General features: G+C 67.8%; 11 protein-coding genes. All 11 read right to left on the bottom strand.

Annotated elements, in window-relative coordinates; all coding sequences use genetic code 11:
- Positions 1–100: 100 nt before the first annotated feature.
- On the bottom strand, positions 101–394 hold the full coding sequence (locus GJV80_RS17870; RefSeq protein ID WP_154689058.1) for a putative quinol monooxygenase: 294 nt from the start codon (positions 392–394) through the stop codon (positions 101–103).
- Between the two features lie 155 nt (positions 395–549).
- Entirely contained in the window at positions 550–1,197 is a 648-nt protein-coding gene (locus tag GJV80_RS17865; RefSeq protein WP_154689057.1) for a hypothetical protein, read from the bottom strand.
- Between the two features lie 5 nt (positions 1,198–1,202).
- Entirely contained in the window at positions 1,203–2,111 is a 909-nt protein-coding gene (locus GJV80_RS17860; protein ID WP_154689056.1) for a diguanylate cyclase, read from the bottom strand.
- Positions 2,108–2,488, bottom strand: coding sequence for a chemotaxis protein CheW (locus tag GJV80_RS17855; protein ID WP_154689055.1), 381 nt, complete (start codon positions 2,486–2,488; stop codon positions 2,108–2,110). Before GJV80_RS17855 ends, GJV80_RS17860 begins: the two co-directional genes overlap by 4 nt.
- An 11-nt stretch (positions 2,489–2,499) precedes the next feature.
- Positions 2,500–2,763, bottom strand: a complete 264-nt coding sequence (locus tag GJV80_RS17850) for a hypothetical protein (RefSeq protein WP_154689054.1) — start codon at positions 2,761–2,763, stop codon at positions 2,500–2,502.
- A gap of 20 nt (positions 2,764–2,783) precedes the next feature.
- Positions 2,784–3,794 carry a protein-glutamate O-methyltransferase CheR gene (locus GJV80_RS17845; protein ID WP_154689053.1) on the bottom strand — a complete coding sequence of 337 codons (1,011 nt, stop codon included), beginning with the start codon at positions 3,792–3,794 and terminating at the stop codon, positions 2,784–2,786.
- Positions 3,791–4,831 carry a chemotaxis protein CheB gene (locus GJV80_RS17840; protein WP_154689052.1) on the bottom strand — a complete coding sequence of 347 codons (1,041 nt, stop codon included), beginning with the start codon at positions 4,829–4,831 and terminating at the stop codon, positions 3,791–3,793. Before GJV80_RS17840 ends, GJV80_RS17845 begins: the two co-directional genes overlap by 4 nt.
- The gene (locus GJV80_RS17835; protein WP_154689051.1) at positions 4,828–6,858 is read right to left on the bottom strand and encodes a response regulator; all 2,031 of its coding nucleotides are present in this window, start codon (positions 6,856–6,858) and stop codon (positions 4,828–4,830) included. The genes GJV80_RS17840 and GJV80_RS17835 overlap by 4 nt, the downstream gene beginning before the upstream one ends.
- Positions 6,858–7,298 carry a chemotaxis protein CheW gene (locus GJV80_RS17830; RefSeq protein WP_154689050.1) on the bottom strand — a complete coding sequence of 147 codons (441 nt, stop codon included), beginning with the start codon at positions 7,296–7,298 and terminating at the stop codon, positions 6,858–6,860. Before GJV80_RS17830 ends, GJV80_RS17835 begins: the two co-directional genes overlap by 1 nt.
- Positions 7,295–9,163 (bottom strand): methyl-accepting chemotaxis protein, encoded by a 1,869-nt coding sequence (locus GJV80_RS17825; protein ID WP_154689049.1) that lies wholly within the window; start codon positions 9,161–9,163, stop codon positions 7,295–7,297. Before GJV80_RS17825 ends, GJV80_RS17830 begins: the two co-directional genes overlap by 4 nt.
- Positions 9,164–9,527: 364 nt before the next feature.
- Positions 9,528–14,921 (bottom strand): putative Ig domain-containing protein, encoded by a 5,394-nt coding sequence (locus GJV80_RS17820; RefSeq protein ID WP_154689048.1) that lies wholly within the window; start codon positions 14,919–14,921, stop codon positions 9,528–9,530.
- Between the last annotated feature and the right edge of the window lie 156 nt (positions 14,922–15,077).

Genomic DNA, 15,077 nt, shown 5'->3' with positions numbered 1-15,077 from the left:
TCGGAGGATCCTCGCGCGCGGCGCCGCAGCCTGCGGAGCACGGAGGTGATCGGGATGGTTGAGCCCTCGATCGACCGCCGGACCCGGTTCACCCAAGAAGCTATGACTCCACGACGGTCTCGAACTTCGTGAGTACAAGATCACGGTCCAGGTAGTCACGGAGATTGGTCGCCCCTTCGCCCCGCCGCCACGCGCGGTAGGCGAGATCGTGCTCGTTGGACTCCCAGAGTTCATAGGCGACGTAATGCTCCGGGTCGGCGATGTCTGCGAGTAGGTCGACATGCATGCAACCCGCGAAGTTCCGCGTGTCCTTGAGCATCTGGATGAACATCGCCGGGCCGTCGACCGAGTGGTCGGCAGCGAAGTGCACGTCGAGTATGGCGGTGATCGGCATGTGGTCTCCCGTTGTAGGGGTCCGGGGGTGCAAGCAACTGCGTGCGATACACGTACTGCTGATCGGCAAGACTAGAGCAACCCACTGAGGCTGCCGTACGACCCGGCGGGACCATCGCCGGAGCCGGTCGTTCGGGCGAACCCTCGACGTTCCCGCTAGCCGGTCGGTGCCTCACCACCGACGAACCGGCGCCGTAGCATCGCCGTCGCCTGGATCGCAACACCGAGGATCAGCCCCAGCATGATGGCTGGTCCATGCTCGTTGGCGACGACGGTCAGCACAACCGCGATAGTCACGACGACTGTCGATCCGATGATTTGAGCCGGGCTGGGCTTGCGTCGCACGACGACGATGGCGACGGTTCCCGCCAGCAGAGCGAGCGTTGCCATCGAGTTCCCAGCGCCCGGATGGTGGAGCTGAAGCAGCATGCTGCCGATGCCGCCCAGGACGAAGACCGATATGGCGTCACGAGCTGACACCGCACGCCCGACGATCAGGAGCGTGACGGCCAATGTGGTGAGGTTGCTGACCGCACCGGCAGCACCACCGTCCTGGAGCAGGTTCGCAGTGACTATTCGCCACCATTGGCCGTGGTGGAGGATGTCGCCGTTGCGCATTCCGAGCGCGAGAAGCCGCGGCTGCGCAAACTGCGCGACCGAGGGGATGGCGACGATGAGCCACAGGGCGGCCCCCCAGCGTGTGATGCGCACGGGCGGACCGGCGGGATTCTCCGAGAGATTCGCGGCGGCGATGACTGCCCAGCCGGCGGCGAACGCGAACCAGAGCAGAATGCTTTCGGTCATCGGACTCACGAGACCCGAGACGCGATCTTGTCGCGGCCCGACATCTTGGCCTCATAGAGGCAATCGTCGGCGAGCTGGACCACGGCGGTGGCTGAGTCGCCGGGGCCGGTAACCAGGCCGCCGCTTACGGTCACGGTGATCTCTCGGCCGTCAGCGACTATCGGGTCGGCCGAGCAGACCGAGCGGACGCGCTCGGCGAGCGAACAACCTTCGTCGTGGTCGGTCCGGGGAAGAATGATGAGGAACTCTTCGCCTCCCCATCGTCCGGCGATGTCTCCAGCGCGCAGCTGGCCACGGAGCCGGGTCGCGAGGGTACGCAGGACCTCGTCCCCCGACGGATGGCCGAACGTGTCGTTGATCCGTTTGAAGTGGTCGACGTCGAGAAGCAACAGGGAGAGTCTTTCGTCGTGGCGGACCGCATCGCTGTGCACTCGCACCAACTGCTCATCGAGATGCCGGCGGTTGTACAGGCCGGTCAGCGGGTCGGTCCGGCTTTGCCGATCGAGCTCGACATTGCGGAGCCGGAGTTCGTCCTGGAGTCGTTTCACGTGGAGGGCCGATGCGACCCGGGCGAGCAGCTCGGGGGTTTGGAACGGCTTCTTGAGGTAGTCGTGGGCCCCGCCGCGGAGTGCGGCGACGACGTCGTCCATATCGCTGCGGCTGGTGAGGAACACGATGGGGATGTCCTTCAGTCCCGGAGTTCCCTTGAGCTTCGCGAGGACCTGATAGCCGTCCAGACCAGGCATCTCGACGTCGAGCAGCACGACGTCGGGCGGGTCCTCCTCGCACTGTCGCACTGTGGTCACACCGTCGTGTGCTTCAGAGATCTGGTAACCCTCATTCTCCAGGTCAGCGCGGACAACGGCGCGGATGGTGAGCGAGTCATCGGCGATGAGGACCTTGGCGGGGGTCACAGGCGTGCTCCCAGTTCGATCGGGTCGGCGACCAGAATCAGGCGGCCGTCATCATCGAAGCTTCCGGACACCAACCACCGGCCCTGTCCCTCGGGCGCAGGGCGGATCTCCTCCTCGGCGATCCGGCAGATCCCGGTAACGGAGTCGACCAAGAGGCCGAACGCCTTGTCGCCCGCGTCCATCACGAGAATGTGTCGGCCGCGGGCTCCCAGTGGAGAGATGACGGTCAGCGGAGGATCTCCCGGGATGAGACCCGCCACGCCGGCCGCCGGCTCCGGCAGCGGGATCATGCCGGCGGCCGTACGGACCGATCTGGTCGAACGCACCGGGACACAGTATTCGGTGCCGCCCGACTCGAATCTGACCATCGTCTCCATCCGCTCTCCTGTCACGTTCTGGACTCAAGGAATCGCAGCAGCTCCGCTGCCGAGTAGCCCTCGATGCCGTCGACGGCCCGATCGGGAGCCTCGTCCAGCAACCGACTCCGTGCCGCGGCGAACGCTCTCCGTGCCGAGCGTTCGTCACCGATCGCCTCCAGGGCCAGGCCGAGGTGCAGTTGGGCCAACGGATCCTGTGGGCGGAGATAGGCGGCCTTGCGGAACGCGACGACCGCCGAGGAGTACTCGCCGGCTGCGATCGCGTCCTGGCCCATCCTCTCCAGCTGCGCTGCGGTCAGGTCCGTCTCGCGGTCGGATGCCTCGCCGGCGGCCGCCGACGACGGCCGGTCGGCCGCGGCTGGTGTAGGCCGGGGAAGGCTCCCGGCCTCGGCTCGTTGCGAGATGAGCCGTGGCCCGGTCGGCTGCGCCTCGGGTGAGGACGCGGTGTGGCGGGCGTCGGTGTGGCGGGCGTCGGTGTGGCGGGCGTCGGTGTGGCGGGCGTCGGGGTGACGGTAACCGACCGGTCGCTCGGTCGGTACAAGAAACTGCCGGCCCGTTGGACTGCCTCGAAGCGATCAGAGACCTGCCAAATGGTCTCCGATGTGCCGACGAAGAGGGTCAGCGACGCGGGCAGCGCATCAACGAGGCGGTCGAGGAACCGTCTTGCCTGTTCGGGCGACAGGTAGATGAGAACGTTACGGCAGAAGACGACGTGACAGGACCGTGTTTCTGCGGGCAGCGGGTCGATGAGGTTATGGTGCAGCGTCCGGACGCGGTTACGGATCGGCTCGTCGACGTGCCAGGTGTCGCCGTACTGGTTGAAATGTCGGCTCAGCCGCTCGGGACTGAGGCCTGAGAGTTCACGCTTGGTGTACCGGCCGGCGGCAGTGCGCCGAAGGGCTGTGGTCGACAGGTCGGTGGCGATGACCTCGCCGGAGATCTGTTGCTCCTCCAGAACCATCGCCAGGCTGTAGGCCTCTTGGCCGTTGGCGCAGCCCGCGCTCCACATCCGCACCGGCGGCGCGAGCGTTGGTAATACATCCTTGGCCAGGATCTCGAACTGTTCCGGGTGACGGAAGAAGCTCGTTTCCTGGACGGTCACGACGTTCAGCAGACCTTGGAGAGCTGCCCGGTCGGCGAGCAGCCGGTCGGCGTAGGCCGTGGGCGCATCACGGTGTCGCGCGGCCTCCTCGATGATCGCGCGGCGCAGCCGACCTCGCAGGTTCTGGTCCGGCCGCAGCCCGATCCGGTCGTGGAGCAGTTCGGCCACGACAGCGACGACGTTCTCAAGGCTGGCTGGGGTCACGTCAGGGTCAGCTCCCGAACCGCTCGCTGGATCGCGTCGGCCATTTTCTCGATCGGCAGCAGTTCGCTGACCGCGCCCAAGCGGGCGGCCGCTCTGGGCATACCGAAGACCGTCGAGCTGGCCTCGTCCTGAGCCAGCGTGCGGCCTCCGCGCCGGCGTATCTCCAACAGCCCGAGGGCTCCGTCCTCGCCCATGCCGGTCAGGAGCACACCGATCGCCGACCGCCCGGCGCTTTCCGCGATGGATACGAACAGTTCGTCGGCAGAAGGCGTGTGGGCCGTCTTGGGACTCTCCGACAGCTGGAGCCGGCCGCTCGGCGCGTACCGCAGATGCCTGCCTCCCGGCGCGAAGTAGACCTGTCCCGGTCGGGCGAGCTCCTGATGGACCGCGGTCCGAACTGGTAGAGCGGACACGCGGGACATCCATTCGACCAGGCCGCGGGTGAAGTCCGGGTGCAGATGCTGGACGACCAGGACCGGTGCGTTGAGCCCGGCCAAGCCGGGAAGCAAGGTGGCCAGCGCGCTCGGTCCCCCGGTCGAGGCGGCCACGGCGATGACCGGCTGCTCCGCCGGCGTCCGCACCCCTGGCCGTCGGGGCGCGGAGCCTCGGTTGCCACGGGGGTGACGGATCACCGGCACTTTGCTGAGCTGCCGGACCGCCCTGCGGAGTTCGACGCCGAGTTCGGCGGACCACTGATCGGGTCGGGGCAGCGCATCGAGTGCCCCGGCAACGAGCGCATCGACAGCTGACGGGGATTGGCGATCATGGATGCGGGTCGACAGCACCAGGATGGGCGTGGGGATGTGCGCCATGATCTGCTCGATCGTGTGTGTCGGATGGCCGTCTGTGGAACTCAGATCGAGGATCACCACGTCCGGCCGGGTGGCCTCGACTCGCTCAACCGCGTCATCGGAGGTCGACAGGCAGTCGACGGCGATGTCCCCATCCGCCTGGAGCGCCGAGACCAGGCGGACGCGCTGAGTCGACAGGTCCTCGACCAGCAAGGCGCGGAGCTGGCCATCGCCGGTTCTGCTCATCCGGTCGTCCCCAGCAGCCGGTGCACGGCAGTCAGCAGGCTGGCATCGTCGAAGTTGCTCTTGGTGATGTACCCGTCGGCGCCGGCATCAAGGCCACGTGCGCGGTCTGCGTCACTCGCGCGCGAGCTGACGATGAGCACCGGAATGTTGGTCAACGTCGGATGGTCGCGGATCGCCCTTGTCAGCGCGAAACCGTCCATCCTCGGCATCTCGATGTCGGTGACGACAAGATCGCTGGGCTCTTCGGCCAGGAGGCCCAGGGCCTGCTGGCCATCGGCGGCGACTCGGACGTCGAAGTTCGCGCGTTCGAGGATGCCGCGCTGCAGTTCACGCACGATCAGCGCATCATCAACGACCAGCACGCTGCGTCGAGGCGCCGGAGCTGCCGCTGACGCCGCCGAACCGACCGTCCGGCTGACATCCTGCGCGCGTTCGATGAGTCCCGGCGGGTCGAGCACGATCATGATCGAGCCGTCCGCCTCGCAGCTGGCGCCGGCGACGGCAGGCAACTGCGGGACCAGCGGGCTCAGCGTCTTGACCACCACGTCGCGCTGACCCACCAGCCGGTCGACGACGAAGGCGTGACGCCGGGTGGCGTCACCCAAGACGACCACCGGACCCTCCGCCGGATCACCGGCCAATCCCAAGGCATCGCACAGCGGGGTGACCGGCACCGGATGATGATCCGCCCAGACGATCGGACGGCCCTCGGCGCGTGCCTGCGACCCGCTCCCGGACCGGGTCGACTGCACCCGATGGAACGGCAGGGCGAACGTTTCGTCGCCGACCTCGACCAGGAGGCAGCGCAACACGGCGACGGTTATCGGCACGATGATTCGGAACTCGGTCCCGACCCCGGCCTCGGATCGTACTTCCACTCGACCGTGGGCAGCTTCGACGTTGCTGCGGACCACGTCCAGACCCACGCCACGGCCCGAGACGTCGGTCACGAACTGTGCGGTTGACAAGCCGGGCTGGAAGCTGAGGTCGACGAGATCCTGTTCGGCGAGTCCTTCAGTGTCGATGCCGAGCCGGTGCGCGTCGCGCCGGATCCTTGTCGTGTCGATTCCCCGGCCGTCGTCGCTGACTGCGATGACCACGTCGCCACCCAGCTGCATGGCGTGCAGACGGATCGTGGCCTCGGCCGGTTTCCCCTCGCGTTCTCGCTGTTCAGCTGACTCGACACCATGATCGACAGCGTTGCGAATCAGGTGCAGCAGTGAATCCGCCAGTCGGTTCAGGACACCGCGGTCCAGCTCGGTATCGGTTCCGGCAACTTCCCACCTGATCCGCTTGCCCTGGGCCCGAGCCAGATCGCGTACCGACCGGTGCAATTGATCGGTGACCGTGGTGACCGGCACCATCTGAGTGCGCATTGCGCGATCGTGCAGATCGTTGAGCGAGCGGGACAGTTCATTGAACTCGTTGCAGGTGGCCGGGTCGATGCCGAACTGCTCCTTGAGCAGCTGTCCGACGCGCAAGTGCGCCGACGTGGTCTGACCGACCAACCGGGTCAGCTCCTCCAGCCGCTCGACCGGGACCAGGATGGCACCGGCCCCGGTCCGCAGGCCGTTCGTGTGAGACGCGGCCGACGGTCGCGGGGCCGGTAGTGGAGGCCCTGCCGCAGGATCGCTCGGAGGATCAGCCGGTCTGGGGACTGCGGGCACTGCGACGTGCGGGGCCTCGGATACGTCCTGGCCGTCCGTAACGCCCGCCGCCGAGATGGCTTCCCTCAGCTCGTCGACCCCGAGCAGCAGGGTGTCGATGAGGTCACTCGTCACCGGCTGCCGCTGCTCGCGGACTTCTTCAACAAGTTCCTCCAGCCGGTGGGCGACACCGCTCACCCGGTCCAGACCGGCTACCGCCGACGACCCCTTCAGGGTGTGGACCTCCCGGAAGATCGAGCGGACCAGCTCCGGATCCGAGTCGGTTTCGAGTCGGAGCAGCAACGCGTCCAGCGCTGCCAAGCGGACATCGGCTTCCTGGGCGAACAGCTGGTGCAGCCGCTCGGCCCCCAGCCCCGCCATCAGCGCTCCAAGGCGGCGAGCTCACTCGGTTGCTGGCCGCGAAGGCGTCCCGGCGTCAGGAGCACGGACGGATCGAGCAACGTCGCCACCTGATCGTCGACCCGATACGACCCCGATGTTCCCCAAAGTTCCGAGGGACCCACCGGTGGGTCGAGCAGCCGGCGCTGTGGCACACCTGTCGTGGCCAGCCCGACCGGTCCATGTGGACTCGACGCCACCACCGCGAATGCGGGGATCGGGATGGCGCCGATCGAAAGGAGGGCTGCGGTGTCAAGGATCGGCACGATCTCCCCCCGTAGGTTGAACAGGCCGAGCAGGGTGGGCGGCGCAGTCGGCAGCGACGTTATCGTCGGTGCGCGCACCACCTCTCGTGCCCAGCCGATCGGGAGTGCGTACAGCTCCGCGGCGACCGGCAGGAGCAGCGCATGGACCGCGGTCATCGGTGTCCGTCGCTCGAGCGGACCACGGTCGCGGCGCCGCTGGACTCCAGATTGCCGGCGAGTTCGGCCAGGTTTCCGGCGGCACCGGCGATCTCCCGCGCTGTCGCCGAGACCTGCCGACTCGCGTCCGCGAGTTGTTCCATGGTCTCCACCACCTGTGCTGTGGCGCTGCGCTGTTGCTGGGTGGTCAGGCGAACTTGATCGCTGGCGTCGGTTACACCGTCGAGTAGGTTCAGGCCGAGCTGCATCTGCTTGGCACCCTTCTCCATCGCCATGACCGTGGCGTTCGTCTCGTCCTGCACGGCCGAAACGATCGAGGCGATATCTCCGGCCGAGGATTTCGACCGTTCAGCCAGGCGGCGAACCTCATCGGCGACCACCGCGAACCCGAGACCGTGCTCGCCGGCTCGAGCGGCCTCGATGGCGGCGTTCAGCGCCAGCAGATTGGTTTGGTCGGCAATGTCGTTGATCAGGACCAGGAGAGAATCGATCTCGTTGACCCGACCGGCGAGTGTCAGGGTGCGCTCGCTGGAGGTGGCGATGTCGGCTTCGGCCTGGGCGAGATTGTCTCGGGTCTCCGCGGTCTGACGACTGACACCGTCCACCGTGTCCGCGATCGCTGCCGAGGACCGTGCCAGTTCCTCGGTTGTCGCTGTGGCCTCGGTGACTGCGGCGCTCTGCTGGGTGGTGGTGGCGGCCAACTCATCGGACGAGGCCGACAGTTCGGCCGCCGCCGAGTTGACCTCAACGGCCGCAGCCCCGACCTGGTCGATGAGTTGCTGGGTCGTGTCCAGCATGGCGTTGAACGTGTGGCTCAGTTCGGCGAACTCTGCAGGGCCGGTCTCCGGTGCGCGGGCGTCCAGGTCGCCGTCGGCCACCCGGCGGGCGACGCCGGTCAGCCGGCGGACCGGACGAGTGCTCCGCCTCGCCAGGGCGATCGACACGACAGCGGCCACGGCGGTCGCGATGGCGACGACGACGATGGCTCGGTTCCGTGCGCTGATCACCGGCGCCAGCACTGTGCTGGCTCGCTGCTGGGAGATGACCACCCAGTCCAGGTCCTCGGCGAGGTTGTATCCGCCGATCACGTCGTCACCTGACGCGTTCTTGTATCGGGCAACGCCGGTGTCATTCTGCCGGGCCATCGACACGGCGATGTTGTCCGACATTGTGGTGCGTAACCCGCCGGCGTCCAGAAGCGCGCTGTCGTCGCTGATCCTGCCCATATTGGTGTCGTAGACGACACGGTTCTGGGTGTCGACGATGAGGATCTCAGCGCCGCTGTTGAGATCGGTGTTCAACAGATGGGGGAGCGAAGTGGGGCTGAGATTGCCGGCGACAACCCCCGCCACCCGACCGTTCGGGTCGAGTATTCGCCTGGCGACCACCCAATTGACGTGATCACCGGCAGGTTCCGGCGACGTCAGCACCGGTGCGTTTGCGCCGAGTGCCTCATGGAACCACGACTGCCGTGCGGCCTGAAATGTTGCGCCGCTGGAGGAGAGCACCCGACCCTGCGGATCCACGACTTCCAGAGCCGTGTAGTCGCGATAGGTCTTGTCGTACCGAGCGAGCAGCGCGTCGGTCTGCTTTCCGCCGAGTTCTCCGTTGCCGGAGAGGGTGTCAGCAACCAGGGTCACGTCCGCGCGCCTCTCCGACAGCCAGTCGTCGACCCGGAGCGAGAGCGCGCCCGCGACGTCCTGCCCTTGGCGGCCGGCGGCATCGGTGAGGCTCGAGGATGCCGCACGTGTCAGCACGATCGCCAGCACGATCATCAGCGGTACCGACACCAGGAGCATCACCGCTACGAGCTGGACCGAGAAGCGACGCAGGACCGAACGCCAACCGCCGGGCCGACGCGTCATTTCAACGCCAGGCCGGGGAGGGTATCGACCACCGCCCGCCGATGGCCGCGTTTCGCGCACCACGGCGCCGGCACAACAACCAGGACTGCCATCGATTTGTCACATCGCTTCCTGTGTCCGACCGCGGCGTATCGTTTCCGGCGGCATGCCGCTCGATCCGTGGGAGTGGCGGATATGGTCGCAATCCAACACCGCGATGATTAACGCACCAGTCTGAGGAATTGTCAACGGTCCAGTAATGCCGAAGACTCTAATGGACCGCCCGACCGCTGCCACTCCTGACACGCATTGCCGTGTTACCCCTCGATGCGTGCAATATTCGGACCAGCCGGATTACCCGTTCTGAAATCATGCGTCCACTGCGTCAACTGACCCGGATCTTGATGATGTGCAGGGTGCCGCCGGCCTTTATGCCGATGTTCCAGTACCGGTGTCGGTGCATGCCCCGTTCCAGATAGACACCAAGGGTCCATTTTCGATATCCGGCCCGATGGAAGGCATTGTCGCGTTTGCCCGGCCGCTTCGGATGGACCGCGGCGTCGTAGTAGACCGGCCGGTGCCTGGGTCCGGCGGCGACCAGCGTGTACGCGTGCCCGGCCCGCACCGTGAAGGCGCCGTGCCGGTATCGCGCACCGATCACGTAATAGGCAAGCACGGTGCTGGCCACCGAGCGGTGAACCGTGTTGCCGGCCCGGTCGGTCGCCGTGGCTCGGTAGCTGATCCGGTCGCCGTGGGTCTTCTTGGTAAGCCGGCACGAGGCGACCCCGGACAGCCGGTCGAGTCCCGCACAACGGGCCCGCGGCGCCGAACCCTTGTAGGTGGCGCCGTCCCGCGGTCCCTTGATCGATACCTTGGGGCGGGTCAGATCGATGTTGACCCCGCGCACCACAACGGTGGCCGTGCCGCCGTCGGCGGCCGCGATCGTCCGTGAGACCGACTGGTTGGCGCCTTGGTGACGCAGCACCACCGGCGCGGGACAGTGCGAGGTGAGACGCGCGCTCGTCACCGTGCAGGTGAATCTGATCGTGACCGGCGAGCGATACCAGCCGAACCGGCTGCGGTGATGCGCGCTGCTCAAGCTGGCGGTGATCTTGGGATCATGCCGACTCGTCGACACCGAGGAGGCGGTGAAGTTCCGGTCGCCGGAGTAGCTGGCGGCCACCCTGTTGGCCCGGCCGACCGGCACCGTATAGGTCTGGTTCGCGACGCCGCGGGTCAGTCGTGCGGTGCCGACCCGGTGGCCGCCGACCAGGAAGCTGACCGTGCCGGTCGGCGTCCCGGCTCCGGGGGCGACCGCGGTCACGACGGCGCGCAGGGTGTGCGCATGAACGCTCAGCGAGGTTCTGGTGGCTGCCTGGAGGACCACCTGGGTGACCGAAGCGGTGGCAGAGGCGTAGGTGGTGCTGTCGGTCGGCGTGAACGACGCCGTCACGACATGCGAACCGGGTGCCAGCGGTCCGCCCCCGGGACCGGTCAGCGTTCGGCGGACCGGGGAACCGCCGGTCACCGCCACCGGGGCGCCGACCTTCGTACCGTCCACTCCGAGCTGGACCGATCCGGTCGGCGTGCCGGAGTCGGCGGCCACTGTCACGGTCGCATCGACGGACTGCCCATAGACCGAGGAGCTCGGCGAGGCGGTGACGGCGATCGTGGTCCCTACCTTCGACACGGTGATCGTCTGCTGCACCTGGGCCGCCGGCGCGAAGGATCCGTCTCCGGACTGCTCGAAGTCCACCACGCAGCTGCCCGCGGCGTCGAAGTGCACGGCCGCACCGCTGATGCTGCACGCCGAGTTCGTTGTGGCCGCGTCGATCGACACGGTGACAGGCAGCCCGGAGTCCGAAGTTGCCGTCGGCACGTAACTGCCGCCGACCTCGGCGGTGGCGGGCGGGATGGTGGTGACGGTGATGGTCTGCGGCCGACGGATGACCGTGAGGGTGAATGCCTGGCCGGAGTCGCCGATCGAATTCGCAACGGTGATGGTCAGCGGATAGGACCCACCGGTGCCGGCGGCGGGGGTGCCGGCCAGGGTCGCGGTGCCGTCGCCGTTGTCGGTGAAGGTGATACCGGACGGCAGGCCGCCGGATTGGGTCAGGTTCACCGCCGCCGGGAATCCGGGGCGCGTGGTCACCGTGAAGCGGCCGGCGTCGCCGACGGTGAAGGTTGTGTGATCACCGCTGGTGATCGCGGGAACGTCGGTGACGGTCAGCGTGAAGGACTGCTTCGCGTCCAGCGGTCCGCCGTTGCCGGCGGTCAGCGTCAGCGGATACCTGCCTCCGCTTCCGGCGGCCGGCGTTCCCGCCAACGTTGCGGTGCCATCGCCGTTGTCGTGGAAGCTGACACCGGACGGTAGCCGTCCGCTCTCGGTGATCGTTGTCGCGTCCGGAACCCCTGGAGTCGTGGTGACCGTGAATGCGCCGGTTGAGCCGACCGCGAAGGCTGTGTGGTCGGCGCTGGTGATCACCGGTGCGGCGTTCACAGTGGCGGTGAAGCTCTGGGTCGCGTCCGGGAGCACGCCATTGGCTGCGGTGATGGTGAAGGTGAAGCGTCCTCCGGCGGTCGGAGTGCCGCCGAGCGTCGCGGTGCCGTCTGTGTTGTCGGTGAAGGTCATGCCCGGTGGCAGGCTGCCGGACTGCGTCACCGACGGGGTCGGCCGGCCGCTGGTGGTCACGGTGAAGGTGCCCGCCGTGTTCACGACGACGGTGACGTGGTCGGTGCTGGTGACCTGCGGCGCAGCGTTCACGGTCAGCGTGAAGGTCTGCGTGGCGTCCGGGTCCACACCATTGCTGGCGGTGACGGTGATCGTGTACACGCCACGGGTCCCCGCGTTCGGGGTTCCGGCGATCGTCGCGGTGCCGTCCCGGTTGTCGGTGAAGTCGACACCCGACGGCAGGGCGCCGAGGCTGGAGAGCGCGACCGGCTTCGGGTTGCCGGCAATGGTCCGTACCGTGAACGAGGCGGGCGAACCTTCGCTGAAGGTGACGTGATCGGCGCTGCTGATGGTCGGCGGTTCGAGCACGGTGAGCGTGAAGCGTTGGGTGGCCGGGTCCGCCTGCCCGCCGACCGCAGTGGCGGAGATGGTGATCGTGGTCGAGCCGCCGGTGCCGGCGTCCGGGGTGCCGGCCAGGGTCGCGGTGCCGTTGCCGTTGTCGTGGAACGTCAGGCCGGACGGCAGCGGACCGGACGCGCTCAGTGCCGTGCTGGACGGGAATCCGGCCGTTGTGGTCACCGCGAAGCTGCCGGCCTGTCCGGCCGTGAACGTGGCGCGGTCCGCGCTGGTGATCACCGGCGAGTCATCCACGAACAGGGTGAAGTCCTGCGAAGCGGCCGGGCTGAACCCGTTGACGGCCTTGAGTGTGAACTGGTGGCTACCCGCGCTGCCTGGCGGTGGGGTTCCGGACAGCGTGCCGGTGCCGTCGCCGTTGTCGCTCAGGGTCAGCCAGGCCGGGAACTGGTCTCCGGCTGCGGTCAGCGTTGCCTTCGGTACGCCCGTCGTCCCGATTGGGAACACGCCGGGTCGGCCGACAAGGAAGCTGGTCTGGTCGGCGCTGGTGAAGCTGGGCGCGCTCCCTACGTGCAGGCCAGCGGCGGTCGTGACGGCCGCCGATCCGACGCCGTTGCTGAACACCGCCCGGTACTGGTTGCCGTCGTCGGCTGCCGTCGTACGGAAGGCGTAGGTGGTCGACGTCGCACCGGCGATGTCGGCGAAGTTGTGCCCACCGTCGGTGGACCGCTGCCACTGCACAGTCGGGGTCGGCACACCGGAGGCCGCCGCGCTGAAGCTCACCGAGGTGTCGGGGGCAACAGTCTGGTCGCTGGGGTTCAGCGTGATCACTGGCGCCTCGTCGACCTGGATGGTCAGATTCTGGGTGGCGTCCGGTGACACTCCGTTGGCGGCGGTCAGCGTCACCGGGTAGGTGTTACCGGTTCCGGTCGGGGTGCCGGCGATAGTGGCGGTGCCGTCGCGGTTGTCGGAGAACGTCACCCCGGGTGGTAGCGATCCGGACGCGGTGATCCTGGACACCGTCGGGTCGCCGGAGGTGGTCACCGTGAAGGTGCCCGCCGAACCGATCCGGAAGGTGGCCGTCGCCGGGCTGGTGATCGCCGGCGGCCGGCCGACCTTGATCGTCAGCGTCTGGGTCGCGCTCGGGGAGACGCCGTTGGCCGCGGTCAGGTCTATCGGGTAGCTGCCACCGGTGCCAGCCGCCGGAGTGCCGGAGATGGTCGCCGAGCCGTCACCGTTGTTCTGGAAGGCCAACCCGGACGGAAGACCGCCGACCTCGGTGATCCTCGCCGCCGGGTAGCCCGTAGTGGTGATCGTGAAGCCGGCTGGGGTTCCGGGGATGAAGCTCGCGGTGTCGGCGCTGGTGATGGCGGGTGGCTGGTCGACCTCGAGCGCGGCGGTGACGGTGGCGTTGTCCAGCGTGATCTGGGTGTTGTTCGGGCCCGTCGTGGTGTTCGAGTGGTAGTCGATGCTGGCCTCGCCGCCGGCCAGGTTGACGCTGTGTGCACCCGGATCGCCGGTCACGGTTGCATCGCCCGGCGGGTCGGCGAACGTGACCGGGACACCGTCGAAGGCCGGTGCCAGCTCCGCCGAGCCGACCGCGCCGTCGGCCGAGTCGGTCAGCAGTGACGCGGTCAGGGTCGCGGTGCCGTTCGGGCCGATCACGTGAGTCGGATCGGCGGTGGCGGTCAGCACGAGTCTTGGTTCGGTGGTGATGCCAGTGCCGGTCGTGGTTTCACAACCGGCAGTGTTGGGCCCGCTGTTGCAGCCCCACCAGTTGGCGGTGGCGTCAACGGTGCCGGTCCGGCTGTTGGTCATCACGCCGCCGGGGCCGACGTTGCCGACCAGTCGGTTGTGCTGCAGCACCGCCTGGCCGGCGGTGTAGAGGATCGCTCCGCCGCCGCTGGTGCCGGGGCTGGTGACCGAGTTGCCGGTGAAGGTGGAGCCGGTGACGGTGAGGTTGCCGGTCTGCTGGAAGATGGCGCCGCCGACCGCGGTCTCGTCTCCGGTAGAGCTGGCTGCGTTGCCGGTGAAGCGGCTGTTGGTCACGGTGGACGACCCACCGGATACGGCCAGTGCGCCGCCGGACGTCCCGGACCGGCCCGAGTTCGCGGTGGAGTTGCCGGTGAAGTTGGAGCCGGTGACGGTCAGCGTCTGTCCGGTCGTCGAGCCGACGGCCTGGTAGAACACGCCGGACCCGGCGCTGGAGAAGGACTGGTTACCGCTGACGGTGGCGTTGGTCAGGGTCAACCTGCCGCCCTGGAAGAGGATGCCTCCGCCGGGGTTGTTGCTGGTGCTCGGCGCGGTGAAGTTGGCCTGGTTGTTGCTGATCACCGAGTCGGTCACGGTCAGGCTGTCCAGGTCGGTCCGGTCACCCGATCCCGCGGCGATGCCGGCTCCGCCGAAGGTGTCATCCCGACCGTTGGTGATCGTGACGCCGGAGATGCTGGTCTGCACACCGCCGACGATGGAGGGATCGATCTCCAGCACTCGGTTGGCATGGTTGCCGTCGATGACGGTGTTCGCCGGCCCGGCTCCAGTCAGGGTGATGTTCGAACCCGTGACGGTGCCGAGCCGCAGCTCGCCGCCGGTCAGCGGGTACGTCCCGGTTGGCACGTTGATCGTCACGGCCTGGCCGGCGCCGTAATTGTTGGCTATACAGGTGGCCTCACGAAGGCTCAATGGTGAGGGCGGCGTGGTGCTCGAGTTGCCGCAGGCGCCGCTGCCGGCCGAAATGTCGGACGTGGTGGACACATTCAGCGTCACCGCTGCGTGGGCCCGGGGAACCGGGAATACCGCGATCGTGCCCACCACGAGAATGAGGGCCAGACCAATGCGGAATGATCGTCGCGGCACAGTTACCTCCGCCGGCCTTCACGCCACCGTCAGCGCGACGGTGCGCCCGTCCGA

Source organism: Microlunatus sp. Gsoil 973, from assembly GCF_009707365.1.
In the GTDB taxonomy this organism is placed as follows: Bacteria; Actinomycetota; Actinomycetes; order Propionibacteriales; family Propionibacteriaceae; genus Microlunatus.
This window is presented reverse-complemented; position numbering and strand designations above follow the sequence as displayed.

Excerpts from the sequence above, each read along its gene's own strand:
- GJV80_RS17870 (WP_154689058.1), bottom strand. The coding sequence starts at position 394 with ATGCCGATCACCGCCATACTCGACGTGCACTTCGCTGCCGACCACTCG.
- GJV80_RS17865 (WP_154689057.1), bottom strand. The coding sequence starts at position 1,197 with ATGACCGAAAGCATTCTGCTCTGGTTCGCGTTCGCCGCCGGCTGGGCA.
- GJV80_RS17855 (WP_154689055.1), bottom strand. The coding sequence starts at position 2,488 with ATGGAGACGATGGTCAGATTCGAGTCGGGCGGCACCGAATACTGTGTC.
- GJV80_RS17850 (WP_154689054.1), bottom strand. The coding sequence starts at position 2,763 with ATGGGCCAGGACGCGATCGCAGCCGGCGAGTACTCCTCGGCGGTCGTC.
- GJV80_RS17840 (WP_154689052.1), bottom strand. The coding sequence starts at position 4,831 with ATGAGCAGAACCGGCGATGGCCAGCTCCGCGCCTTGCTGGTCGAGGAC.
- GJV80_RS17835 (WP_154689051.1), bottom strand. The coding sequence starts at position 6,858 with ATGGCGGGGCTGGGGGCCGAGCGGCTGCACCAGCTGTTCGCCCAGGAA.
- GJV80_RS17830 (WP_154689050.1), bottom strand. The coding sequence starts at position 7,298 with ATGACCGCGGTCCATGCGCTGCTCCTGCCGGTCGCCGCGGAGCTGTAC.
- GJV80_RS17825 (WP_154689049.1), bottom strand. The coding sequence starts at position 9,163 with ATGACGCGTCGGCCCGGCGGTTGGCGTTCGGTCCTGCGTCGCTTCTCG.